This is a genomic window from Stieleria sedimenti (assembly GCF_025060895.1).
GTDB lineage: Bacteria > Planctomycetota > Planctomycetia > Pirellulales > Pirellulaceae > Stieleria > Stieleria sedimenti.
In genome coordinates, this window is record NZ_JANZKV010000035.1 from 1 (window position 1) to 25267 (window position 25267).

Here is a 25267-nt window from a genome sequence, read left to right on the forward strand (position 1 = left end):
CAGTCAAGTGTTTTTGTTGTTCGACTTCCTTCCCGGCTTGTCGTTTTTCGTCAAGGACCGCCAGGGACGGTTCATCGCACTCAACCGCCGCGGCTGCGAGTACTGCGGTGTCGCCTCGGAAGCGGATGCGATCGGCAAGACGGATTACGATTTCTTCCCCAAGTCGCGCGCCGACGAGTACACCGCCGACGATGCGGCGGTGATGGATTCCGGTGAGCCGATCATCGATCGCGTCGAAAGTGCTCCCGAAGATGCCGGGTCGCCGCGGTTGGTGATGACCAGCAAGATTCCGCTGAGGGATAAACACAAACGGGTGATCGGCGTGGCCGGTTTTTCGCGTCAGATCGAACGGATTCAAACGCAGTCGGGAACGGTGGATGCGTTCGCTCGCGTGATCACGCACCTCCACGAAAATTTTGCTGATCGGCTTTCGACGGACGAGCTTGCCGAAATGGCGGGCCTGTCGGTCAGTCACTTTGAGCGACGTTTTCGCCGAGCCTTTGGCGCTTCACCCAGGCAGTACCTGGTACGCATTCGCGTTGAGCACGCCGCACGGATGCTTTTGGAGACTGAGAAAACGGTTTCCGAGATCGCCCATGCGTGCGGCTTCTACGATCATGCTCACTTCAGTCGCAGCTTTCGCAACATCATGCAGCTCTCGCCCAGCCAATACCGATCCCGGTAGCGATCATCACCCTCGCCGCTTCGGGGGCGATTACAATCAAACCACCATCTTTCGTCAACCGAACCCGCCCGAGGCCTTACGGCCAGCGGCTCACAATACTATTCACCGTGAGCCGTGACGCGTAAGCGGCCGGGCCTACCGCGGTTACAATCAAACCACCGGTTATCGTCAACCGAACCCGCCGAGGCCTTGCGGCCAGCGGCTCACAATACTATTCACCGTGAGCCGTGACGCGTAAGCGGCCGGGCCTGCAGCTCTCCCAAAGCTACAGTCATGAATCCCACGTCACCACTTGCACTATTCATCACGTGGACTGTCTACGGGACCTTCCTGCCTGGTGATGCAAGAGGATGGCGACATTGTGCACGTGGCGAACAAACCCCACGCCCCAAGCTGGAAAAGTGGAACCGCGACCGGCTGAAGCACGACATTGTTTTGCTTGATACGTCGATGCAAGAAACCGTTGAGTCGGCTATCAATGAAATATGCGAATTCAGAGTCTGGACGCTTTGGGCCGTTGGTGCTCGTCGTAATCACATTCATGTCGTCGCAACAGCGCCGGATTACAAACCAACGATCGTGCGTGACCAAATGAAAGCAAAAGCAACAAGAGAACTCAGGGAATCGTTCGGCGTATGGAAGGATCGGTCCGTTTGGAGTGCGAAGGGCGACATTGAGTTTTTGGACACCGAAGAAGAAATCGAGCAATGCGTCATTTACGTGACAGAAGCACAAGACCGAAAGAACCGAGATCTATCGTGAGGGCTGCGTTCGATGCCAGACCGCTTACGTGTCACGATTCGCCGTTTGGCGAACTCGTCATAAACCCGCCCGAGGCCTAACGGCCCGCCGCTCACAGTGTCCTCGTGAGCCGCGGGCGCGTAAGCGGCCGGGCCTACCGCGGTTACAATCAAACCACCGGTTATCGTCAACCGAACCCGCCCGAGGCCTAACGGCCTGCGGCTCACAGTGTCCCCCGTGAGCCGTGATCGCGTAAGCGGCCGGGCTTGCGACGGTTACAATCATACGACCGGCTATCGTCAACCGAACCCGCCCGTGGCCTTACGGCCCGCGGCTCACAGTGTCCCCCGTGAGCCGTGATCGCGTAAGCGGCCGGGCCTACCGCGGTTACAATCAAACCACCGGCTATCGTCAACCGAACCCGCCCGAGGCCTAACGGCCTGCGGCTCACAGTGTCCCCCGTGAGCCGTGATCGCGTAAGCGGCCGGGCTTGCGACGGTTACAATCATACGACCGGCTATCGTCAACCGAACCCGCCCGAGGCCTAACGGCCTGCGGCTCACAGTGTCCCCCGTGAGCCGTGATCGCGTAAGCGGCCGGGCTTGCGACGGTTACAATCATAAGACCGGCTATCGTCAACCGAACCCGCCCGAGGCCTAACGGCCTGCGGCTCACCATTGACTCAGCATATCCCGACCAAACGGACAACCGCATGCCACTCGTGTTACTCAATATCTTCAAGTTGCCGCAAAAGTCGATCACCGCAGTGTTTGTGCTTGCTGCTTTTGCGACGGCAGGTTCAACGACTCCCACGGTTGCCGGCGAGGCAGTCCTTCACCGGCAAGGCGGCGAGACGACGGCGGGTCAGTGGGATGTCCTCGACATTCGATTTCGAGTCGACCGAGTTCCGGGGAATCCGATCGATGTAGCGTTTTCAGCGGACTTTTCCAGTGAACAGGGACAGTCATTATCCGTTAAAGGTTTTTACAACGGCAACGATGAGTATTTGATTCGATTCACCCCACCTTCCGCCGGCACCTGGAGCTATTCGACATCGTCTCGTCTGGAGCCACTCGATCAACAGTCCGGACGCTTGACGGTGCGGCCCGCTGCGAGTCACCGCAAGGGTGGCGTTCAAATTGATCCGGATCACAAGCTGGGATTCGCGTACGCAAATGGAGAAAGTTACTTTCCGATCGCGTTCGAATCCGACTGGCTGTTCGCACTCGATGCCGAGAATCCTGGCGGCATTCCCAAAACTCAAGATTTGGTCGACACACTTGCCGAGACCGGTTTCAATCAAGTCGTGATGAACGTTTATGCCCACGACGTGAATTGGCCCAAAGACAAACAGCTGGATCCGCAATACGACTACGGCAGCCCCAGCGTCTTTCCGTTTCTGGGCAGCAATGAATCGCCGGACCATCGTAGCCTGAACATCGAGTACTTCAAACGGCTTGACCGTGTGATCGACTACCTTGACCAAAAAGGCATCGTCGCCCATTTGATGATCTACGTTTGGAACAAGCAAGTTGCATGGCCGGAGGCCAATTCCGAGGCCGACAATCGCTACTTTGACTACGTCGTCCGTCGCTATCAGGCCTATCCCAATCTGGTTTGGGACATTTCCAAAGAGGCGTTGGGGTACGGTCACACCGATGTCCAATACATCACCGACCGAATTGATCGACTACGCCAAATCGACGCGTTTGATCGTCTCGTCACGGTCCACGACTATGGGTACTGCCGCAAGTATCCCGAGCATGTCGACTTCGTGTCGGTGCAACTGTGGCAGTCCGAACTCTACGGTGTGATGCGGAACGTGCGGAAAGCGATTCCCGGCAAACCAATTCTCAACATCGAGCACGGTGGATACGAGCGCGGCCCCTACGTCGTGTTTACCGGCAACTACGTTTCACCTGAAGTTTGTCTGGAGCGAGCCTATCAATGCGTTTTTGCGGGCACCTATCCGACGCACTACTGGCAGGGTGCGGCCTGGAACGTGGTCATCCCGGACATCACCGAACTCGCCCCCGACGCGCGTCCGAAACTGGAGTATTACCGGCACATGCGAGAGTTCGTCGATCGGTTTCAGGTCGACCAATTGATCGCCGGGGACAAGAAGAGCAATGCGGGCTTCTGTCTTCACAACGGTAAAGATTTGCACTTGTACTACGTGCCAAAGGAATGTGATTTCATGGGCTTGCGACTGCCCAAGGACCGGGGTGACACGATGAAACTGACTTGGTTCAACCCGTTCACGGGGCAATCCCTCGAACCATTCGAAATGAAGATCACGCAATGGCCATCCGTCAAAGTCCCAGAGGGCGATCGCTTTCAGATCCTGATTTGTGAGCTTCAAAATCAGGACTGAGTCAAACTACTGGCACCGAAACACCAAGAATCGATCATTCATTCGATTGCGGCGACCTCCATGCTGTTTGCCCCGGCAGAATGGCACAAAGGGTCTGTCGTTTTTGTGAGCCGTGATCGCGTAAGCGGCCGGGCCCGCGGCGGTTACAATCAAACGACCGGCTATCGTCAACCGAACCTGCCCGAGGTCTTGCGGCCAGCGGCTCACTGTGTCTCCCGTGAGCCGCGACGCGTAAGCGGCCGGGCCCGCGGCGGTTACAATCACACCATCGGCTATCGTCAACCGGACCTGCCCGAGGCCTTACGGCCAGCGGCTCACCGTGTCTCCCGTGAGCCGTGATCGCGTAAGCGGCCGGGCCTACTGCGGTTACAATCAAACCACCGGCTATCGTCAACCGAACCCGCCCGCGGCCTTACGGCCAGCGGCTCACCGTGTCTCCCGTGAGCCGTGATCGCGTAAGCGGCCGGGCCTACTGCGGTTACAATCAAACCACCGGCTATCGTCAATCGAACTCGCCCGAGGCCTCACGGCCAGCGGCTCACCGTGTCTCCCGTGAGCCGTGATCGCGTAAGCGGCCGGGCCCGCGGCGGTTACAATCAAACGACCGGCTATCGTCAACCGAACCTGCCCGAGGCCTTGCGGCCAGCGGCTCACCATTGACTCAGCAGATCCCGACTAAATCGACACGCCGCAAGCCTCGCTCAAGGACAGCTGCCCAGCCTACGCTACGAAATCCTCAGAACTCCTCAATCAATGATGTTTCGTCATCTTCCTCCCCTCGTCGCCGCCACCATCTTCTGCGCATCTCCGATGCCCTCGTTTGCTCAAACGTTAAGCAAGGAAGGCCGGGATCAAGAGGCGATCCACGACTACCTGTTCGATTCGTTCATTCAAGGATGCGAGACCAAATATGTCGGTGGCGGGCGTGACCGCGGTCTGAAAGAAGTCACGATCTTGCAAGAGACGATAGAACTCGGTCACGGGGACGATGTCTTGCTGCCCGAGGGCGCCGAGCGGGTCGCGGGGCTGTTCCGCCACTTTGCGTTTCACGGAGCCAACCTTGATCGGGTCAAAGAGGTTTACGTCTTTCCGTTCTCGCCGGACAAATCTCCGCCGCGCAGCCAACAGGTCAAAGATTTTTACCGAGTCCAGATGCCATCGATTCCATTATCCGATCAGCCGCCGGAACGGATGAAAGTTCGGTTTCTGATGAAGGACGAGGACGCGACCTGCCGGATCGATGATTTGGTGTTCATCGCTCAGAAGCAAATCCCGCCAGAATTCGACACGATCCCCTATCGGGATTTGGGCTCAGAATTTCCCCGAGAGCGAGTGGAAATCGACATCGACACCGACCACGAATTGTCGATCGGGGGAACGTCACAGTTACAACGAGACCGTTGGTTCCGCATGCACGAAACGCCCGGTGTGGTCGATCCGTCGTTCGAGCGATGGGCGGCGGAGCGAAACTTCTTGCCCGGCCGTGGGGCCTTCAAATTCAATCCCGGAATCACGCGTGCCTGGGGCAATTGGGAACCGCTAAAGGAACGAGAGGACAAACCGGGAGCCGCGGACTTGTCGTTCTTCGATCAGTATGACGCCGGGGTGAGACACCGAAACACGATACCGGAATTCAAAAACATCCCGTTTGCCTACTGCTTTAACGATTGGCCCGAATTCATGTCGGTGCCGCTGGTCGGCCGTGGGACTCCGAAAATCGAACATTTCGACGACGCCGCCGAACTTGCGGCCGCCTATGTCGAGGACCAAATCAAAGACGGCGGTTTCACGGCCGAGTGGTGGGAGGTGAAAAACGAGAGCAGCGTGCAATCGGAGTGGGCCCATCACTGGAAAGAGAGCCAGGGCATCGACGGATGGGGGCTGCTCGCCGAGTTTCACAACCGCGTCGCCGATGCGGTCCACCAGCGTGCTCCCGAAGTGAAAGTCGGAGGTCCGTCGTCGGCCTACATGCAGCTTCAAGTCAAAGACTTTGACCTCTATCGCAATCAGGCTCGCTTCATCGAACAGACTCGCGGGCACATCGATTTCTATTCACACCACTTTTATGAAAACGCGCTGATGCTCGGCGCGCACGAGCGGCGCGGACAGGGTTACTCCAATTACCTGCTCGGACGCTACGAAGCGATCCTCGACATGCTGCGCGCCCACATGCTCAAAGCGGACAACGTGCTGCCAATCCTGATCACCGAGTGCGGATCACTGCAAAACGGCCGCCAGCCTTCGGACAATTGGCTGCGGTTGCTCGCTTGGAACGCTTATCTGACCAAGTCGATGCAGCGCCCCGATCAGATCGATCTGTTTGTGCCGTTCGTCTTTCTGCACATGTCATGGAATCCCTACAGCGGTGATGCGGCCTTCACACCCAAGGAGGATCGCAAGCGGCATCGGTCGATCGATGATTTCGAACCGACAGCCATTGCGAATTACTTTGAACTCTGGCGAGACTTCGACGGGCGACGTCTGCCGGTTGCGTTCGACCGCGATTGGCTAGACGTCGTCGCCGTCCACGACGGAAATCGGATCTCGCTGGCGGTGACCAACATGGGCGGCCGTCAGATCGCGGTGGATCTGTCGAACGTCGCAACCAGGATTGGTTCAGAACGTGCGACGCAAACGCGTTTGAATTACCACCAGGGACAGATTGTGTTTCAGCCGGAGCACGATGTTGACACCGCGGCCATTCCTGTCGACGTGAATGAAACGACCGTCATTCGGCTCATGCCCGGCAAACCGATCGCTCCAGAGAAAACCCTCGTTCTCGATCGCTGGTACGCGACCGAGACGGTGGTCAAGAGCGACGGCAGTCCGCTTTCATTTGATGTCCGCATCGACAATCCCAGCCAAACACACTCCGCACAGCTGATCATCGGAGCCCACCGCCGCGGTGGATTGACGGAGCCGGTCCTGGTCAAAATCAACGGCAATCCGATCGACATCGACACCGGCGACGCGGACGAGTTTTCGGAATACTTCGCGCCGTTGAATGCGTCGATCCCCGCCTCGCTTCTACAGCATCACAACAAGGTGGAAATTCAGCCCCAACAAGATACGACCATCACTTCGGTGCAAATCCTGACCCATCAAGCAAGCAATGATGCATCGCGTGATCCGCAGCCAACGGTGCTGTTTGACTTCGAGGACGATCAGCAACTCGAATCGATCGAAACGCGAGACATACAGATCTCGCGTTTGAAGAGCGATTCAGGATCGGCTCTGCTACTCGAGTCGGGACACCAGATTGATTGGCCTGGAATCACGTTAAAACCCACGCAAGGTGTGTGGGACTTGGGAATGTTCCAGCATTTGTCATTCGACGTGGTCAACCAAGGTGACAAACCTTTCGAGATCGGGCTGAAGATTGAAAGTCGTGACGCGAAAGGAAATGAAAAGAACTTCACGGTGATGAACAACATCGCCGCAAAGGAGTCTCGCAAGATCTCCGGGACGCTCTACACGACGCCATGGAAATTCACGTCTTCGTTCCAGGTGCAAGGGATGCATGCGGCACCGGGACAGAAGAAGGTCGATCCATCATCGGTCACGCAGGCCGTGATATTCTTACGGCAACCCAATGAGGACTATCGTTTCACGATTGACAACGTCAAAGTTGAAACGCCGATGACGTCAATGGACGTGGACGAATTCTTGCCGTTCATCGACGAGTTTGGTCAATTCATTCATAAGCAGTGGCATGGCAAAACACATTCGCAAGAGGACCTGGTCGCCAGTCGAGAGGCGGAGAAGAAAGAACTGGCCGGCAACCCGGGACCTGCGTCCTTCAATCGCTTCGGCGGCTGGAAAGATTCTTCCCAACATGGTCCCGCTAAGTTTTTCCGGGTTGAGAAGCACGATGGTCGTTGGTGGCTGATCGATCCGGACGGGTGTCGGTTTTGGTCCCACGGGATGGATGCGGTCTCGACCCGATTCGGGGGAACGGGCATCGAGCACCGTGAGAACTACTTTCGTGGTCTCCCCAAGGAAGGTAGCAAGCTCGGCAAGTACTATTTCGCGAGCACATGGGCGTTCGGATTCTATGCCGATAAGACACCCTTCAAGATGTACAACCACCTGCTGGCCAATCTGCATCGCAAGTACGGTGACGACCATCGAACCGAGTTCGAGGATATCTCACACAAGCGGCTCCGAAGTTGGGGATTCAATACCTTGGCCAGTTGGTGCGATGAGTCGGTCAATCGGCAAAAACGTACTTCATACGTCGAATTCGTCTATGTCGAAGATGGTCCGGTGCTCGAGGGGGCTCAGAAAATGTGGACGCAGTTCCACGATGTGTTCGATCCGAGATTTCGGCAGTCCATCGCGCATGGCATCGAAAAGGTGAAGTACTCGGTAGGCGACCCCTGGTGCATGGGATACTACGTTGACAACGAGTTGTACTGGGGCAGCGATATCGATCTGGCCTTGTGGACACTTCGTTGCAGTTCCAAGCAGGCGGCCAAGCAAGAGTTCATCAAGGACCTGACTGCCAAATACGAAACCATCGACGCACTCAATCAGGCATGGGGAACTGAGCATGCCTCGTGGAGCGATCTTGCCGAAGCGACACAAACTCCGGATGTGAACAAGGCGAACGAAGATCTACGCCAATTCGCGAAGAAAACCTCCGAGACCTACTTCCGCAGCGTTAAAGAAGAATTGGCCAACACCGCCCCAGGGCAGCTGTATCTCGGCTGTCGGTTTATCTGGGACAACGAAACGGCCATCCGAGCAGCCTGTCTGTACGCGGATGTTGTGAGTTTCAACAGGTACTTGTATTCGGTTGATCAGATGAGTCTGCCCAAGGGAGAGGACAAGCCGATTCTTGTCGGCGAGTTCCATTTCGGTGCCTTAGACCGAGGCCTGTTCCATCCCACCCGGGCGCCCGCCAAGAACCAGACCAATCGTGCAGAATGCTACAAGAATTATGTATTGAGCGCGCTGCGAAACCCATTGTTCGTGGGGACTCATTGGTTCCAGTACTACGACGAGCCGACCGCGGGTCGCGGTGATGGAGAGAACTACAACACCGGATTTCTTGATATCTGTGATACGCCCTACCCGGAAATGGTTTCCGCCGCGCGGGAAGTCGCGGAACGGATGTACGAATATCGCGCCGGACGTTGAACTGACACCAAAACCTAACAATGATCATCAGGCACACACCTATTGGAATAGCCGCTCTACTGGCAACGCTGGTTGTCCCGTGGATCGCTTCCGCTCAAGCCGAGTCGAAACCCAACATCCTGTGGATCATCACCGATGATCAGCGCCCCGATTCGGTCAGCGCCTACAACCGGTTGGTTTACGGCAAAGACGAAAGTCCGCTGGGTTACGTCGAATCGCCCAACATCGACAAACTGGCCGCCGAAGGAATCATGTTCACTCGGGCGATGTGTAATTCACCCGCGTGCGGTCCGTCGCGGGGCTCGATGCATTCGGGACGTTATCCGTTCCGCAACGGCCACTACGCCTTCGAGTTGACGCATCAGAATCCGGACTTCATACGCCCGGTCGTTCCCCAGATTCTCCGCGAGCAAGGCTATGCGACCGCCACGTTCGGCAAGGACGGTCCGTACATCTACCGCTGGGGTCCCGGTCAGGGCTTTCATGACCCTGGGTTCTATGACGTGCGGGTTCACAACAAGCATACCCTGCAGCGAAATGCAGTCGGCGATTTCGCCACGCTGGAATCCTTCGGCAAAGGCGGCTACTTGGGCAAGACCGAGATTGTTTATTATCCCGATGGCAGCCAACGGACTTATTTTCTCAAACGCGTGGATGGGAAATCGACGGAGGACGATCTCGCCGCCGTGGCGCAAACCGACAAGGAGCTCGAAATCCTTCGCTCGTACACCTGCGGTGGACTCAAGTCGCTGGTCTTCGGCGGTGTGAACCCGAAGCCGGCAGCGGACACCGCCGACGCGCACATCGCGACGGCGATGAAGAACTACCTGGCCAATGCCGGCCGTACCTACAAGACTCTGTGGGGCGAGGAAGCGCAGGGGGCCGACACGACGAAACCCCAGTTCATTCATCTTGGGTTCCACTTCCCGCACACCCCGGTGCTGCCGCCGAAATCGTTCCGGGACCGTTTCAAAACGAAGAACTATCGTGTGCCCGAGTTCGATCGGCAGGAACTCGCCAAACTCCCGCCGCAACTGGTGCGACTTTACGAAAGCTGCAAGGTCGACGGTATGACCGAAGCCGAAAAGCAGCAAGCGATCCAGGACTACTACGCGTTTTGCGCGCACGGCGACGCGCAAATCGGCGTGGCTGTCGAGGCGTTCAAGGCTTACTGCAAGACGGCGAACCAGGAGTATCTGATCGTTTTCACCGTCGGCGACCATAGTTGGCACCTCGGCGAACAGGGCATCGAGGCCAAGTTCGGCCCCTGGGGTCAGTCGGTTGCCAACGCGGCGATTCTGGTTTCCTCGGACGAAAGCTTGATCCCGGCCGGCGGGCATGACGACAAGATGATCGAGTTCGTGGATTTCGCTCCCACGATGCTCCAGGCGGGCGGCGTGGATTTGCAGGACCCGAAGTACGACTTCCTCGACGGCGTCAGCCTGTTCGATGTGCTCGGCGGCACCGCGCCAAAGCGTGAGTATATCCTGGGCGAGATCCATCTCGTCGCAGGCCCCCGGGCTTACATGTATACCGATCGGTTCCGGTTCTCGATGCGCAGCCGTCCGTTCCCCGGACAAGTGAACGAGCAGAATTTCGGCAAGAACATCAAATGGGCACTCGAAGCGCCGCTCGAAAAGGTCGATTTGGCTCTCTACGACCTGAAACACGATCCGTTGGAACGCAACAACGTGGCCAACGATCCCGACTATCGGGAACTCGCCGCGTGGTTCCGCAGCAAGCTGGGCAACATCATCCTCGGTGACGGACGCGTCGAGTGCGACTGGTCCAAAGCGAACAGCTACGTGATCAGCGACTTCGCCAAGGGAGCCGACGACAAGCAGGCGGACATTCCCGAGCACCTTATCCCCTGAGCACAGATTGCTCCACTCAAATGATCAAACTACTTTCGACACTGTTTTTCTTGATCACACTGGCACTTCCATGCATGGCCCAGAACCAACCGTTCTTTGCCGAGGGACAGGATCCGAAGCCGACCGATCGGGTATGGCAGAAGATCGACGAACTTTCGGATGAGTTTGAGGGATCGACGCTGGATACCAACAAATGGTCGGCGGATCCTGGCGCCAAAGGCTGGGGGTGGATCGGTCGACCGCCAGGACTTTTTCAACCTGAAAACGTGCGTCTTCAGGATGGAAAAATGCAGGTGACGGTCCGCAAGTTTGATTCACCCAAAGTCATCAACGGCCACGAATTCCTGTACGGCGGTGCCATCGTTCGATCGATCCATCCCGGCCAAGTGGGGTGGTACTACGAGTGCAGGATGAAGGCGAATCAAACCGAGATGTCGTCAACATTCTGGCTCATGACGGACGACACTGTGAAAGAACGGCAAGAACTGGATATCCAGGAATGTGTCGGACGCCTCTCGAAGGAAGCCGCATCCTGGGCTCGCGGGTGGGACCAGGTCTTTCATTCCAATCTCATCAAGACGACCAAGGGGCAGCCTGGAAAGGTGCAGGTCCAAGGTTCGATCAAGGCCGAGACGAAGAACTGGGAACGATTCTACGTGTACGGAGCGTGGTGGAAATCGCCGCACGAAATCCGATATTACCTCGACGGCAAATACGCCTATTCGCTGAAACCACCCGCCCCCTGGGATCAGCCGAAGTATTACCAGATGGCAATCGAGACCTATGACTGGAACCCCGTTCCAGAAGACGGAGGGCTCGTCGCCAGCGGCACGCGGGAAGAAAGAACCACACAGTATGACTGGGTCAGAACATGGAAGCTCCAATAGCACCCCATACCGTTCGGGAATCTACGAGTTCGAGTACCACAACAACGCGGAGCCCGTCTACGCGCACTCCATCATTCTGCCCCGAATGATTCTGCCATCCCCCCCTGATTCCCACCGGCTTAACCGGCCATGGCGCTCGACCAATGCCCGCGTCCCCGGCATGAGCCTCGTGTCGCTGCCTCCTTTTTGCCACCCCCGGACTTAGCGAAGTGGTTCATGTCTAACATTACGCCGACCACACCTCGGACACCTCCATGCAATCCGACGATGGCCGCGTCTGGTCCACCATGCGATGACCACAAAAGAGAATAGCAGATTGACAGGAAACGGGACGAAATACAAAACCGTCAAAACGAGAACGGCCACGCTCACCAGCGATCCCCCACAGCCACGCGCACTCGTCCTTAAACTCTGCTTGACGTACCTGCATTGTTCGCAGGCGAATCGCTCATCCGCACCACCGTACGCCGCAGCTTCACTCTCCTGCATCGACCTATCAGCCCCATGCAGAGGTTTATAGGGATTCACTGGCTGCTTAGTCATCGCTGAATCTCGGCAACCTCGTCAGGGCATGATACGAGTGATGGGCGTAGGGTATTGCGATGGCCAAACCGACTTCACCCGTCCGGCAAATTCGATGGCCATGCCGTCCCGTCTTTGGGATCGTGCGGTCGGCAGACACGCGGGTACGCAAGGTTCCATCCGGCTGCCGTGTATCGCGTCAGGTGCATCGGTGCAACTCCGATCGGATCGGCATCGTAACGAACGACGTATGTACCCAAGTAGCAATCTCGAAGCGATTGACGTTCGGTATCGGCCCCAATCCAAATCAAATCAAGAAACAGATTGAACGGCCCCAAAATCCACATCAGCATTCTGGCCGTCATCCGAATCAGAGATGGGCGTTCACCCTTCGTCGTCACGATCTTCAGCCCGCAAATGCGATAGCCGATCGTTCGAAATCGCGAGCGTTTAAGCAGGGTCAAGTACACCCAACACAAACCGATCCAGGCGATGAAAAAGAGTCCGCTTGGGTCAAACGCGGGGTCAAATTGAAAGGACACGAACCAAATGGCGATCCAAAGACAAACTCCGCCGACTATTAGAATCAAGGTATCGACAGCGATCGCAACAAATCGTCGAACCAGCCCCGCATAGTCGTCCATCGCAAAGTAGACGCCGTCACCGAGTGAGTTGTCGTGGTCCATGGGCGTTGCTCGAATGCTGGTGGTGGTGTTGCGGAGGTGATCAGCTTGCACGAAAGCTCAGAATCCAACGATTACAGGATAATGTACGGAGGCCGCATCCGCCTCGGCGGCGAGATCAGCCCGCGACCATGCTCCATGAGTGATCGTCACACTCAGGGTCACGCTCCCAGAAACACGGCTCGCTTTCCGGCTGCATTTTCTCGTCGATCTCGATCAAGAGTTTATCATTGCACGGAAAATAGGTGGGATATTCGGGGCGGCGTTCTTTTTCGCCCCTTCGGGAGCGACGTCGGCATCACGGCCTGTCGATTGAATCGATATTCCGAAATCAAAGCGATGATGTTAGCCCGAACGCGTTAGCGAGGGACGCCGCGTGGCCCCTGGCCAACGCGTGCGGGCTTAGATCGACAGGCCGATCGGAGAGGAGCATGCGCGACTGCAGGGGATGCGGATGATCCATTCATAGAATCAATCGAGCTGCAGTTCGAGGATCTTGTTTCGAACGTCCGCGTCATTGACCTTGTCCTCCAACTCGTCGCGAAGCGCTTCGTTGTACAATCCGTGCTCGGCCAGCAACGTGGTGGGTGCGGCGACCATATTCCGATCTTCCGTGTAGCCGTAATCGACCGTGTAGGTCCTGGTCGGCTGGGAGTAGTTGGGGAAAATCTGATTCGTCTGTCCCACGTGATGGTAGGTGATGGTGGTGTTGTAGGGCACATAGCCCATCACCCACCAACTCCAACGCCATCGAATCCAGTTGTACAGCGGGAACAGCGTCGTCGCAAAGTCTCCTTCGACGACCCAGCGTCGCGTGACGCAGTAGAGCGACCGATTGGACGGCCCAAGCTCGTGACAAAGACTGCGAAAATTGGAGTCACCGACGCGAGGGGATCCAAAGGTGTGCAGTCCTCGAACGGGGATGTCATCGTCATATTGCAGTCTGGCGGCGGTCAACGTTGCGACGGCGCCGCCGAGCGAATGTCCGGTGATCCAGATCTTTTTTCCTTGATTGTGTGCCGTCCGGACGCGGCTGCGAACGTCCGCATAGGCGCTTCCGGTCGCGTACCAAAAGCCTTCGTGCACGTACACCGATCGATCGCCGATGGTGCGTCGGATCGCGGTCGCGTTGAGATCGCCCAGCCAATCTGCGACGGGATTCCACGTGTTGCTCATGCCCCAGTGGCTGCCGCGAAAGACCACGATCAGAGCGTCATCCATGTTGATGAATCCGACCTCCGTTCCGCTGTCGTTGGTCGAGATAAAACTAACGCTGTTGACTCCCCAGACGCCTGCGTTGGTCGGGGCAAAAAAAGAGTTTCGATAAATTTTTGACGAAAGAAACTCCATCAGGGTCGCATTGATGACCGCATTGTCATCGTCATCAATGCAGTCATCGTCGGCACTGAAATGCTCGAATGGTTTGGTCGTGTCGAACTGGTAAAGCCACGTCAGGCTTCCTGTTTGGTAATACTGCGCTCGTGAAACACTGCTGGTCGCGACGGCGATCAGCATGATGGCAAAGAATCGGACGACGTTTGAAAGCCTCGGCATTTGACTAGACCTGTGGGGAAAGTGGTTGGTGGAACCCGTATGTCACCCTCCCAAGCGGTCGTCAGGACAAAACGTTTCACTCCACAGCAAAAACATTCGGCCAAATGGGAACACGGGTTTCTCAACGGCTGCGCCGGAAACGACTTCATCCGTGGCTCGATCGGCAACGACGAGCTGTGTGGCGGCGGGGATCAACGACTCATCCGTCCTGATTCATCGCGATCGTCACCCGAAAACCGACGCCGACGGGTCAACCCGTACATGCCCCGTTCGACGAAACCGGAACTGTGATCTCAGAGAATCACCCACGGATGGCAGCGCGAACCCGCGGATGTCAAAGTGGTCGATTCTGTGCTGGATGACATCCGTGGGTTCGCGCTGCCATCCGTGGGTTTGACCCTTATGATCGGTCGGATGCCTCTACCAAGGTTCGACGGTCTCTTGAAGTACCGACAGCGCCGCCAAGACGAACGTCCCGCCAAGAATCAAACCGACAAACAGAATCACGACCAACCGTCCGGCTTGATTCTCAACCGCTTTGGGTTTCGGTGTCTCTGAATCAGTTGGTGGCGTGTAGGGATTCATCGCAAAGGAAGCGAATTGGATTCAGCGGCTCCTTAGCAGGACGATCAGTGTTTGAACCGCCCCGAAACCAACAGTGAGGCCGACGACCATCACCATCACTGGCTTCATAAAACTCGGTAGACGGGGTTTGCGTCGTCTTCGCTTTTTAATGCCCTGCTCGTTTGGTGGTTCATCGGGGTTCATGGCAGGTCCCAGTCTATCACAATGCCGACCTCACCATCCCCAGCTAATCCTCTGTGCGCAACACCGCGGGAGACGGGAGCTAGGATAAGTGTGCGCGATGGTGTCGAGTGCTGCCAGCGGGACTCTTGACGGCTTGTCGATTTAATCGGCCGTTTGGCGCGAGCCTACGGGCCCTGGTGTGTCTTCTTCGTGCTACAGGCCCGTACGCTCGCGCGAAACGGCTGATCCCATGGGTGATCGGATTAAATCGACAGGCCGTTGATGCCCTCTTTTCTTGCCATCCATTTTCTTGTCTTGTTTGCGCAGTTCGACGTTCCACAAAACGTTGCGCTGATTCCATGTGGCAACATCCCTTCAAGCTTCTCGTTGCGTGCTAGAAGCAATCCCAATCGAGCGACCACTTGTTTCGAATGCGGTAAAGCACGGCAACTCCGTCGTGTCCCCACATGAAGTTAGCCTTTTCCTCGCTTCCAATCTGAATGCAGTACCCTCGGTAGTTCAGCCCATTCTGACAGGACACCGGCCAGCCACCAACCTTCGTGCGTTCATGGGCACTGTAGTGCTTGCGTTCGAGTTTTGCCCAATCGTCGAGTTCTCGGAATCGTTCTTGTTTTTCATCATCGACGAGCCCAATGTCATCAGGGTAGGTTGGGATCTCGTTTTCAACCTTGTTCCACTCGATCCGACACGACTTTAGGTGCGTGCGAGCAGGACGGTCCATCGGACGCAAGCCGCGCAAGGTTGCGTAGGTGCGCACCGCAAACCAGTCATCTGCATCAAAATCGGGCATCACCGGAAACCCTTTGTCTGGACAATCGCAAACGCAAAACAGCTGGATCAAAGCAATGTTGTCGAGCTGCTTGGGACGGCAGGGAAGGTCTTTCGTTCGGATTTGCAGAACGCCCTCAAGTGGCCGAGAGTCTTGGTGCGGCCATTGGGAATCCTTGCGTCCCACAAACACGCCACCAAAGCACGATTCGGTTGGCGTTACTTGCTTTGAACGTTTGAGGGTGGCGATTGACGCTGGCAGTAGATGTCGGTTGAGCTCTGCAAAGTGATCGGCAACGATTTGGTCACGCGTCGATTTGTTGATCTTTCGCTCTTTCATTACGGATGGTGCATCACTGTCTTTGGCGAATTTCGACGATCACTCTGTCGCATCAAACGACTCGCAGTTCCAATCAACTCAACTCGGCAACTCGACAGCAGCGTCTGATTCACTTGCACTTGAAGTAGCCGCTTTTGATCGCTAATTCGGCGTCAGTCGCAAGAGAACAGAGCCAATCAAAAACGGTTGGGTACGCTTCGCGAACGTCCGTGCCGTACTCATTAAAATACCAAACTGGCGAGTCGTCGATGGAATTGCATCGGATCATTAAGAATTGCTCGCCCAGCCGACCAACGATCACAAGACTATCAGCGGGCAGTTGGACGTGCGGCCCAGGCTCCCAATCTTCTTTGTAGTCGTCCGTCAGAGTCAGAACATGTTGGTACGCAGCAGCGTAGTGGTCGTGCGTCAGCAGACGACCCGATCGATGTCCCATCATCGAAAGGTACCAGTGATAGGACGCTGGAAGAGAAATGCCAAACTTTTCTTCTAGCGCAGCAATCTCGCTGTCGGAGCAGCCTTTCAACGATGAGCGAAAAGCAATTTCGCTAGATTCCAAACGGTTAAGAAACGCGTCAAAATTCGCCATGGCAGTCTGCTTGAATCAGGCGTTATTGGAATGCACTGCGCCCCTTCGAATATGGCATCACCCTCGCGGAATCCTCACATCGGATTTGCGTGGATGCCGTAGTTGTCCGATATGATGTCTGCGTGTACCCGAGAGCATGATGCCCAAACCGACCGATCCAGAAATGGCGAGTCCGACCAAGGTCATTACGAATCCCTGCGTACTGAGACCGTTCGAGCTAAATATTGCAATGGGAAGAAGCAGTGTAACAAATGACAGTAGCATTTGACGAGCGCGAGCAGACGGATCAACGGGCCAATTCCTTGAACGTATGCGGTAGACCAGCCCGCCCGTCGGCATGCCGAGCAGGACCAATGCGTAACCGAGTGGGTTCGGGTCGGCGTGGATCGGGATCGCGGCGACAAGCGGGATGGCTGCCGTCGCACCGAGCACGCCGCCAACGCCAAGATACAAAGCAGGGCCACGATGTGACCGTTTTGGCTGCCCTGCCATGTCCACAGCGGCGTCAGCAGCCGGCGGAGAGTATGGATTCGATGATGTTGGATCGCCGTTCAACGGGTTGCTGGGGATTCAAGGTCAACGTTCGTGTCGAACTAGGAGTTCTGCCACGCCACGAGTAAGAAGGTTCGTGCAAACTTTCCCTCGGACCTTCGGTTTCGAGCCTGGCAACGTTGCGGTGAGGACGATACCAGTCGTTCCGACGCATTCTCACCTCCTCTGATGCTGCAGTCAACTTTTTGCAGACTTTGGTCTTCTGGCCTCTCCGCTCGATCTTCATTGACAATCGTCAAATCCGAATGGCGATCGGATCGAATCGCCGGGTGTCTACAAGTCGCGGGGACAGCGATGCCCGATTCGTACGATCCCCGCACGGTCCGCGAATTCGACTAAGATCCTAAGAATAGAATTTCCCGCGTTGAGTCATGGATCCTGTTGGCGAGGGAGGATACATGAAGCATGCACGCGCCACTAGCTAACGCGGCGTACCGGGATGCATGCCAGCGGGAAGCGCGAGCAACTGGCGCGTGGTGACGAGGGAGGAAATGATGGCAGAAAAATGTGGGGCAGGAAAATGGGTGACAGGAAACTTTCCCCGGTCCGATCCAGGCTCTGCAGACGCTCTTGCCCTATTTTCCTGTCATCCATCTTCTTGTCTTGTTTGCGTAGTTCAACGTTCAAGAGCACGTTGCGCCGATTCCATGCGGCATAGCCGCGGATCCGTGACGCGTTGTTGGCCGGGGGCGCTTCGGTGATTGTGGGGAGCTCCCCCGTCGCGTTCTGATATGCGATTCGAAACAACGTCCGTCGTTGTCCTCGTCCAGGTACACAATCGAGTCACGCGTGTAACTGAATTGGGTGAGCGAATCTTCAAGCCGAAGCGGCACAATGTCGGCCATCGGGACGCGTAGCCACGCGTGGGACGGGTCAGAAAAGAATCGGTAGCGGCGCTTCAAAAGTCGCTTTCGGGTATCATCGTTCACGGTCTGGACTCCCAATAGTGCGAGCAAGTCACCCGTCTAGCGTTGGCGCGCTACCGGGTGGCGTTTCTTGACACGCCGCGCGGCGTGTTTCCGCGGGCATCATCGGCCGAATCTGGCCCCCGTCAACAACGCCCACGCCGCAAGAAACGCGGCGAATTCCACGCAATGCCGGCCATTCCCACCAAGCAAACAACGGGTCCTTCCGAGGGGGCGGGGGCGGCCATCGCGGGTTCCGCCTCGAACACCTCTCGCTGGCATCTGCGAAAACGATCATCGCCACCACCACCACCTTTTTGGCGTTACGCGAGTGAGGTGAACATCGCATGCAGCCAGTCGAATCAATTTACACGCCGAGGTGCGCGTCGTCTCAGCGTTGAATGCCGTTCGGTTCGAGCAGGCGGTTGGTCCATCCGAAGCAATCTGCTAGGCCGAATATTCGAACTGGTTAGGGCCGAATCAACGCCCAGGCTCTATCGGCTGTTCGCTACTGTCCCTCGGTAGTGAAGGCGAGCACGCGAAACGGTCTCAGCGTTCGAGATTGCCCAAACTTTAGAGCCTTTCCAGCTCGTCGACTTTTGGCGGTGTGCCAAGATAGCGATCCAGCCATCCGATTGTTTCCTGAATTTGCATGTTCAGAGGAACATTATGCCCCCCCTCGAACACGCGGTAATCCTTGTCTGAGGGTGAGGTTCCCAGCAATTCAAAAAGCGGCCGCTGAGATGTCTCGGCTGGAAAAATGAAGTCGTTGCGCCCATTTATCATCAGTGCAGGCACCTTTATATGAGGCGCGAAGTTTACTCCTGATACCGCGTGGTTGGTATCGGGATTTTTTGGTAGCCCCCCATGCACGAAAACGGCGACGCTAATCCTGCTTTCCACAGCGACCAGGTTTATTCCATTCCTCGCGCCAGAGCTAAACCCAACAAACGATAGTTTCTGAAGATCAATATCCTCTCGCTGATTAAGATAGTCGATCGTCCTGCCAAGATCTTTACGCTGTTGTACCAAGTATTCGACTTGAGTTTGAGCTTTGCTGCTGTACCGCTCATAGCAACCGGCATGAATCGGATAGACTACTGCCCGCCCGGAATTTACGAACGCTGCGACGCGAAGATGATCAGGCCGGAAGGTTCGATTGCGAAATGGCTCGTTCTTATAAGCATATATCCCAGGCCAATAGAGAATCGCCTGGTAGGGAGGTTCCACTCGAGTCGGCAGATAAACATGTGCAATGACCCGTTCTTTAGAATCGCCGTAAGCCGCCGCAAAAGTGACTGTTTCTTCTGTCCACATTGCGGTTCGATCAATCGAAGCATGCTCTGGGTCAAGTTTTTTATTTTCATATGAGTAGATACTCGCGCGAATCACGTCGAAGGCTTCACTCGAAACTGGTTCATCGTGCGAATAATTGTGCCACTTCGGAATAACAGGCTTCAAGTCGTTGGGAGATACGTCTTGAAGGTACTTAACGCATCGAAAACCGTAGTTGTTCAAGCGTCCCATGGCCGATTGAGAATCCCGAATTGCGAACATGTACTCGGGTTCGTCCCAGGATCCGCCGAGAATGTATCGGCTATCCCCTGGACCTTGATTCCAACACCATTCCTTTACGTTTCCTGCGCTATCCGCTGTTCCATAGGGCCCAATACCTGAAAAGCTTCCGCATGTTGCGGGGCCGCTTACATCGAAGTTTGAAACAGTCTCCATCCAGTGAGCATAGCGAACGCCACTGGCTAATTGCCAGTGCGCGATAGTCGGCAGGTCTTTGCCGCGAAACCTAGAATACGCCACCGCCTCATACCAACTAATTCCACGAACGGGATAGTCGTCTTCATCGGTCGGGTACATCCCGTCTCGCCAAGTAGCCGGGCCGAATTCTCCCGTGGCATCAATGAATGTTTCAACGGCTGTTTGCCAAGGCAGCTCTTTTTCCCCGTCGAGATATACGAGGTCCTTCCATAGTCCTGAATCATGGTAGCCCCCACCCTCGACAAATTCTTTGTACTGCCGATTTGTAACTTCCGTGCGATCAATGAAGAATTCCGCAAATTGTCGTCCATATAAATTCCCGCCCGAGACTAACACCATTCCCGGCTGGCTTCGCCTTATTGGATTCAGGTTGAAAGATAAAGTGTTTTCGTCCCGAGACTCTGGGGCTCGGCAGCCTTCGAATTCTTCAAAGCCGGATTTAATGACTTTCCAGGAGTTGAAGCCAATAGGCACCTGCGTTCTCGGTAGCGGTGTCGTGCCTACAAACTTCCATTTTGCATCTGCGTTTCCATACGGTCTCCGGTATACCTTTGCATTTGGGGGATCTGAAACGATCGTTAGAGTCCGCGAAAACTGCTCACGCATTACTTCCAATGCAGGGTCGTTGGGAACCCTTTTCTCGGCCTCGTGCGCCAGTTCGAAAGCGTCTTCGAATTGTCCCGCCGCTACATAATTCTCGATTGCTGGCAGCGCCGTAATTCGCAACCACTCTTGATCGTTGCTTCTCTGCTGTGCGTCACCGAACTTCAGGATGAAAACGATTGAGACGAAGAAAAGCATCAGTACTGCGGTTGTGACCGCTACCTGAATTTTATTTCGGCGAACAAACTTTACCGCTTGCGTGACAAAACTTGGTGGACGCGCCCTAATCGCATAGCCGTCGGCGTATCGACGCAGATCCTCCGCCATTTCGGCGGCCGACTCATAGCGATTCTCGGGATCCTTCTCCAAAGCCTTCAGACATATGGTCTGAAGGTCAGCAGGAATTTTGCCATTAAGACGACGGGGCGGAAGCGGCTCTTTTTGTATTACCTTTGCAATTACTTCGTCGCGTCGATTTCCCGGAAACGGTGGGGCAAGCGTCAAGATTTCGTAGAGTGCTGCGCCCAGCGAATAAATATCTGTGCGGTGATCGATGGGCACTCGACCGGCCGCAATTTGCTCTGGCGACATATAAAGGGGCGATCCGATAAACTCGCCTGTGACAGTAACACCAGGGCGGTCTAAAATTCTCGCGAGACCGAAGTCGCTCACCGTCAATCTGTTTTCGGTGAGCAAGAGGAGGTTTGACGGCTTTATATCACGGTGGATGACGTTGCGACCGTGCGCGTGATGGAGGGCATCGGCAACTTCAGAGAACCATCGAGCTATTCGCTCGAATCGCCGAGATTCGACTATTCGTGACGTTTCACCTGCGGACTCGGATTCTTCAGCCTGGTTTTCTCTAGATTGAACTTTCTCAGTTGCCTCGGTGTCTTGGGTATCCTCCAGTGGACCTCCCAGCTTCACTGTGCTTTGGCCAACTTTGGAATGCTCAATTATTTGTTTCAATGACGGTCCACTGACAAGTTCCATCGCATAAAAATGGATTCCATCATCTTCACCCGTTGCGTATATCGGAACAATGTTTGTGTGATGTAGCTTAGCAGCGGCTTCTGCCTCACCCCGGAATCTTGCAATCGCCTTCTGGCTTGAGCCAAGACTCGTCGCGAGAACCTTGAGTGCTACCTTACGATTCAACGATATTTGGCGAGCCTCAAATACGACGCCCATACCTCCACGGCCGATCTCACGGATAATCTCGAAATCGCCAAGTATCTTTGGTCTTTCCTTCTTCTGCCTCTGTAAATTTTCGGATGAGCCGATTGATGCTGTGCGACCAATAGCGTCAAGCAGGTCGCCCTCACGTTGATTCGCTTCTAACAACGCTTCAACGGCAAGACGCAATTCGGGGGCATTTTGACAAGCGGAATCGAGAAATTTACTGCGTTGGACAGGCGAGACAATCTCCATTGCCCGCAGGAAAATCGACTTCTCGGTATTCAACTCCGATTTCGCCATCGCTGATCTCCGCTATGCAAGTTGGATGTTAATGTGGATATCACGTTTACCAATGCGATCGACGGCGGAAATTGAGGCCAGCAAAATCACAAATATCCTGAGTTTACCGCGCACCCCGCCCAGAGTGGGGGCGGGGTGTGTTCGCTAGCGCATCATCTCACGACGGAGCCAGGAGCGAGCATACTGCCAATCACGCTTTGCGGTTCGTTCGGAAACGCCCGCAACCATGGCAGCCTGCTCAATGTTCAAACCAGCAAATGCCCGCAACTTCACTATGTTCGCTGCGCGTGAATCGACTCCATCGAGTTTTTCCAGTGCAACATCCAGGTCGAGATACTCGTCGTGGGTACCGTCATGAGTTGCCAGATAGTCGATTAAGTCATTTCGCACGTATCGCCCGCCACCACGAAGTGATTTCTTCTTTCGGGCAAGCTCGACGAGTATCCTCCTCATCGCCTCCGCCGCCGCCGCGAAGAAGTGCCCGCGACTATCCCAATCCTGGGGTTCTTCGACATCGACCAGACGAACATAAGCCTCATGTACCAACGCAGTTGCCTGCAGCGTTTGACCAGGCTTCTCTTGAGCGAGTTTGGCTTGCGCGAGCCTGCGTAGCTCGTCATACACGAGCGGCAGCAGCTGTTCGGCAGCTGAAGGATCGCCGGATTCGATTTTGAATAGAATGCGAGTGACGTCGGACATGTCAACGATCTTCGAGGACTGAATCCGTCATTGTACTGACTGTGAAACGTTGCGCAGGCGAGGCGATAAGGGAGAGCAACCTTCCATAGGTAATGAATTCGTTTCATTGCCTAACCTGCGTCGATTGCATCGGCCGAGGAGATTTCGCCGTGAGGCTAACTCGCAGAGGTGATGAACACCGCAGTTCGCGTCAGATTCGAAAATGCGTAGATCGCCCCCAACCGTGGATCTTGTACAGCACTGAAGGTTGCTTCGGTCGACGAAACCGGAGCCGCATAAGGAGAAACGTTAAGTGAGCCGGCAAAAGATCGTTTGACGGGTGTTACAAAACGACAAAGGGTTCCGGTCCGCCCTATTTTTGCGTCTGACATTGCTCGTTCATTACCAACGCGGCTCGCCCCACATCGTGAAGGACGAGACAAAAAACACGCATCAGGGTCAAATGATCTATTCGGTTATCCGCGTAAATTTCCCATTCATCTTTACGCTCGCACCGTTGCTGGTCATTCCCTCTGATGTCCATTCGGCGTTGCTTTTGTCGATCGTCGAAATCGTAAATCGTGCTGTCACATCGCTTCCATCTGGTAGCACTGTGTAGTGCGTGCCATTCCATTTACCTTCGCCATTGCTCTTAAGCTCCAGACGCCAGTACTCTCCGTCGGAAGAACCGTACCCTGTGACAAGCATCAGTTCGCGAGTTGAGTCCCATCCACCGGACTCAAAACCCACTCCGTTACTTGATTCGAACTTGGCATTCATCGTAAAACCTTCGCCAAGTTTCTTGAACGTTGCCAAGCCTTCTTCCTGGAGATCGCCAGTAATCTTGTAAGACCATTTTCCGTCGAGATATTCTAGCCACTTTTTGTAGTTGCTCTGCGCATCTTCTGATGACGTTCGCGCGAATGCACCGGCTCTTTTCATTGCTTCGCCATCATTTGCCTTCCCTTCAGACACCCAGCTAAAATGGTCAGCGTCTTTCTTTTTTAGCGTAAAGACCCCCTTGTAAGTCCTGCCATCTTCAAGTGATCCGATGTGTTCACCCGACATGGTGTCGTCGGTGATCTTGTCGAGTGTGATCTTCCAAAAGCTGCCGTCACTGGCTCCGAAACCAGTTGCCACGACAGCACGCTGAATAGGATCCCAACCGGTAAGTTCATTTTCGATCGTACCGTTCGCTCGTAGAAACTCACCTGCGAGTGCGTTTCCACTAGCGACCCTTTTCCAGGTGACTGTCCCGCTTTCGGAGTCGCTGGGGATTTCGTAAGACCAAGTTCCTTCAAAGAACTTGAACCACAGTTTGTGGTGATGACCGGCGTTTGCCGAGCTAAAAGAAATCAAGCTAAACGCGATCGCCAAAAACGTTGCTGCGGAACGTGACATCGTGCATTCCTCGAATAGTAAAGGAGCGAAACCAAATGGGGAGTGCGATTATACCCTGTGCCCAGCGGCCAATGACAGTTCGCAGGTGATCACCTAACCGTTTGGTCAGATTGCTGAACAGGCGGCTGGTCGGCTTTGGGGTCAAGCCTGACCGCGGAATTTGCCTTGGTTTTCCGTTAGGCGTTTGCGGCTAAGCACTTCGGATTCTTCGCTGACGGGTTTTCCACTTACCCTCAAAGTGGGCCTGACCATCCGCGTCATTTTCGTCGGGATGATCCTAGCAAAAGAAAAAGACAGCTTGATCGCCACGGTTGGCGACACCAATGAATGGGCACCTGAAGGGCGAGCCGCCACGTTACCCGACGGCTCGATACATCATGAGAGACAATTTTGGACGCGATACATGGCGCTGAGGCAGCATAGGGGTACAGAGCTTTCATTCGTTCCGCGCGCGGTTCAGAATCTATCTGTGCTTAGTCCCCGAGGTACTTGAGGCGGTCACTTTGCGGCCGTGGAGAAGATGGCAGAAAAATGGGGGGCAGGAAAATGGGTGACAAGAAAATCTCCTCGATCCGATCCTGGCTTTGCAGGTCGCTCTTGCCTAGTTTTCTTGTCTTGTTTCGCACGCTGATCTTTTTCTGCCCGTCATTTTTCTGTCATCTCAGCACGCCAACAAGGTCTACGCCGGCAAGGATCAGGGTTGGCGGGGGGATGCAGCAGCGCGATGTGGAGCTGCGAGAAGATCAGATTGGAGATCGCGAGGGAGAAATGGGAAGCGGTGAGGTGCGAGAGATTGCAAGTGGCTCGATGGGAACCCGGTTACCAGCTTCGTAACGCTACTGCAATCGTCGAACCGGCAACCGCGATGATGCCACTGAACATCACGAACAACGCCACGCGATCACCCGTCGTTAGTCCCGCGACGACAGGACGCTTTCTACATGGTCCG

General features: G+C 55.3%; 15 protein-coding genes. 7 read left to right on the forward strand and 8 right to left on the reverse strand.

The annotated features are described in order from the left end of the window. Nucleotides 1-7: 7 nt before the first annotated feature. From NZK35_RS05055 to NZK35_RS05080, 6 genes are all read left to right on the forward strand, one after another. On the forward strand, nt 8-685 hold the full coding sequence (locus tag NZK35_RS05055; protein WP_259631533.1) for an AraC family transcriptional regulator: 678 nt from the start codon (nt 8-10) through the stop codon (nt 683-685). Between the two features lie 273 nt (nt 686-958). Beyond that, a complete protein-coding gene (locus NZK35_RS05060; RefSeq protein ID WP_259631509.1) occupies nt 959-1447 on the forward strand; it encodes a transposase in 489 nt (162 codons plus the stop codon). 691 nt (nt 1448-2138) lie between these two features. After that, nucleotides 2139-3800 carry a DUF5060 domain-containing protein gene (locus NZK35_RS05065; RefSeq protein ID WP_259631510.1) on the forward strand — a complete coding sequence of 554 codons (1662 nt, stop codon included), beginning with the start codon at nt 2139-2141 and terminating at the stop codon, nt 3798-3800. A gap of 810 nt (nt 3801-4610) precedes the next feature. Continuing rightward, nucleotides 4611-8942, forward strand: a complete 4332-nt coding sequence (locus NZK35_RS05070) for a beta-galactosidase (RefSeq protein ID WP_259631511.1) — start codon at nt 4611-4613, stop codon at nt 8940-8942. A 20-nt stretch (nt 8943-8962) separates the two neighbouring features. Beyond that, on the forward strand, nt 8963-10816 hold the full coding sequence (locus NZK35_RS05075) for a sulfatase-like hydrolase/transferase (RefSeq protein ID WP_259631512.1): 1854 nt from the start codon (nt 8963-8965) through the stop codon (nt 10814-10816). A 20-nt stretch (nt 10817-10836) separates the two neighbouring features. Continuing rightward, nucleotides 10837-11703: a LamG domain-containing protein gene (locus tag NZK35_RS05080; protein WP_259631513.1), complete on the forward strand. Its 867-nt coding sequence runs from the start codon at nt 10837-10839 to the stop codon at nt 11701-11703. Between the two features lie 617 nt (nt 11704-12320). Here NZK35_RS05080 and NZK35_RS05085 read toward each other — a convergent pair. Continuing rightward, the gene (locus NZK35_RS05085; RefSeq protein WP_259631514.1) at nt 12321-12911 is read right to left on the reverse strand and encodes an RDD family protein; all 591 of its coding nucleotides are present in this window, start codon (nt 12909-12911) and stop codon (nt 12321-12323) included. A 468-nt stretch (nt 12912-13379) separates the two neighbouring features. Then, the gene (locus NZK35_RS05090; RefSeq protein ID WP_259631515.1) at nt 13380-14462 is read right to left on the reverse strand and encodes a lipase family protein; all 1083 of its coding nucleotides are present in this window, start codon (nt 14460-14462) and stop codon (nt 13380-13382) included. Between the two features lie 39 nt (nt 14463-14501). Here NZK35_RS05090 and NZK35_RS05095 point away from each other — a divergent pair, with 39 nt between their 5' ends. After that, nucleotides 14502-14753, forward strand: a complete 252-nt coding sequence (locus NZK35_RS05095) for a hypothetical protein (RefSeq protein WP_259631516.1) — start codon at nt 14502-14504, stop codon at nt 14751-14753. Nucleotides 14754-14882: 129 nt separating this feature from the next. On the opposite strand, the gene NZK35_RS05100 is transcribed toward NZK35_RS05095, so the two are convergent. The 6 genes from NZK35_RS05100 to NZK35_RS05125 all read right to left on the reverse strand — a co-directional run bounded on the left by NZK35_RS05100 (nt 14883) and on the right by NZK35_RS05125 (nt 24318). Beyond that, a complete protein-coding gene (locus NZK35_RS05100; RefSeq protein ID WP_259631517.1) occupies nt 14883-15047 on the reverse strand; it encodes a hypothetical protein in 165 nt (54 codons plus the stop codon). Between the two features lie 556 nt (nt 15048-15603). Next, the gene (locus NZK35_RS05105) at nt 15604-16338 is read right to left on the reverse strand and encodes a DUF1963 domain-containing protein (RefSeq protein WP_259631518.1); all 735 of its coding nucleotides are present in this window, start codon (nt 16336-16338) and stop codon (nt 15604-15606) included. 109 nt (nt 16339-16447) lie between these two features. After that, nucleotides 16448-16927: an SMI1/KNR4 family protein gene (locus NZK35_RS05110; RefSeq protein WP_259631519.1), complete on the reverse strand. Its 480-nt coding sequence runs from the start codon at nt 16925-16927 to the stop codon at nt 16448-16450. A 2030-nt stretch (nt 16928-18957) separates the two neighbouring features. Continuing rightward, the gene (locus NZK35_RS05115) at nt 18958-22239 is read right to left on the reverse strand and encodes a protein kinase domain-containing protein (protein WP_259631520.1); all 3282 of its coding nucleotides are present in this window, start codon (nt 22237-22239) and stop codon (nt 18958-18960) included. Nucleotides 22240-22383: 144 nt separating this feature from the next. Then, on the reverse strand, nt 22384-22938 hold the full coding sequence (locus NZK35_RS05120) for an ECF-type sigma factor (RefSeq protein ID WP_259631521.1): 555 nt from the start codon (nt 22936-22938) through the stop codon (nt 22384-22386). A 447-nt stretch (nt 22939-23385) separates the two neighbouring features. Further along, the gene (locus NZK35_RS05125; RefSeq protein ID WP_259631522.1) at nt 23386-24318 is read right to left on the reverse strand and encodes a hypothetical protein; all 933 of its coding nucleotides are present in this window, start codon (nt 24316-24318) and stop codon (nt 23386-23388) included. Between the last annotated feature and the right edge of the window lie 949 nt (nt 24319-25267).

Bases quoted from the DNA above. Each gene is read 5' to 3' on its own strand.
- NZK35_RS05095 (WP_259631516.1), top strand. From the start codon at position 14,502: ATGTCACCCTCCCAAGCGGTCGTCAGGACAAAACGTTTCACTCCACAG.
- NZK35_RS05070 (WP_259631511.1), top strand. From the start codon at position 4,611: ATGCCCTCGTTTGCTCAAACGTTAAGCAAGGAAGGCCGGGATCAAGAG.
- NZK35_RS05120 (WP_259631521.1), bottom strand. From the start codon at position 22,938: ATGTCCGACGTCACTCGCATTCTATTCAAAATCGAATCCGGCGATCCT.
- NZK35_RS05085 (WP_259631514.1), bottom strand. From the start codon at position 12,911: ATGGACCACGACAACTCACTCGGTGACGGCGTCTACTTTGCGATGGAC.
- NZK35_RS05105 (WP_259631518.1), bottom strand. From the start codon at position 16,338: ATGAAAGAGCGAAAGATCAACAAATCGACGCGTGACCAAATCGTTGCC.
- NZK35_RS05065 (WP_259631510.1), top strand. From the start codon at position 2,139: ATGCCACTCGTGTTACTCAATATCTTCAAGTTGCCGCAAAAGTCGATC.
- NZK35_RS05090 (WP_259631515.1), bottom strand. From the start codon at position 14,462: ATGCCGAGGCTTTCAAACGTCGTCCGATTCTTTGCCATCATGCTGATC.
- NZK35_RS05115 (WP_259631520.1), bottom strand. From the start codon at position 22,239: ATGGCGAAATCGGAGTTGAATACCGAGAAGTCGATTTTCCTGCGGGCA.
- NZK35_RS05075 (WP_259631512.1), top strand. From the start codon at position 8,963: ATGATCATCAGGCACACACCTATTGGAATAGCCGCTCTACTGGCAACG.
- NZK35_RS05080 (WP_259631513.1), top strand. From the start codon at position 10,837: ATGATCAAACTACTTTCGACACTGTTTTTCTTGATCACACTGGCACTT.
- NZK35_RS05125 (WP_259631522.1), bottom strand. From the start codon at position 24,318: ATGTCACGTTCCGCAGCAACGTTTTTGGCGATCGCGTTTAGCTTGATT.
- NZK35_RS05060 (WP_259631509.1), top strand. From the start codon at position 959: ATGAATCCCACGTCACCACTTGCACTATTCATCACGTGGACTGTCTAC.
- NZK35_RS05110 (WP_259631519.1), bottom strand. From the start codon at position 16,927: ATGGCGAATTTTGACGCGTTTCTTAACCGTTTGGAATCTAGCGAAATT.
- NZK35_RS05100 (WP_259631517.1), bottom strand. From the start codon at position 15,047: ATGAATCCCTACACGCCACCAACTGATTCAGAGACACCGAAACCCAAA.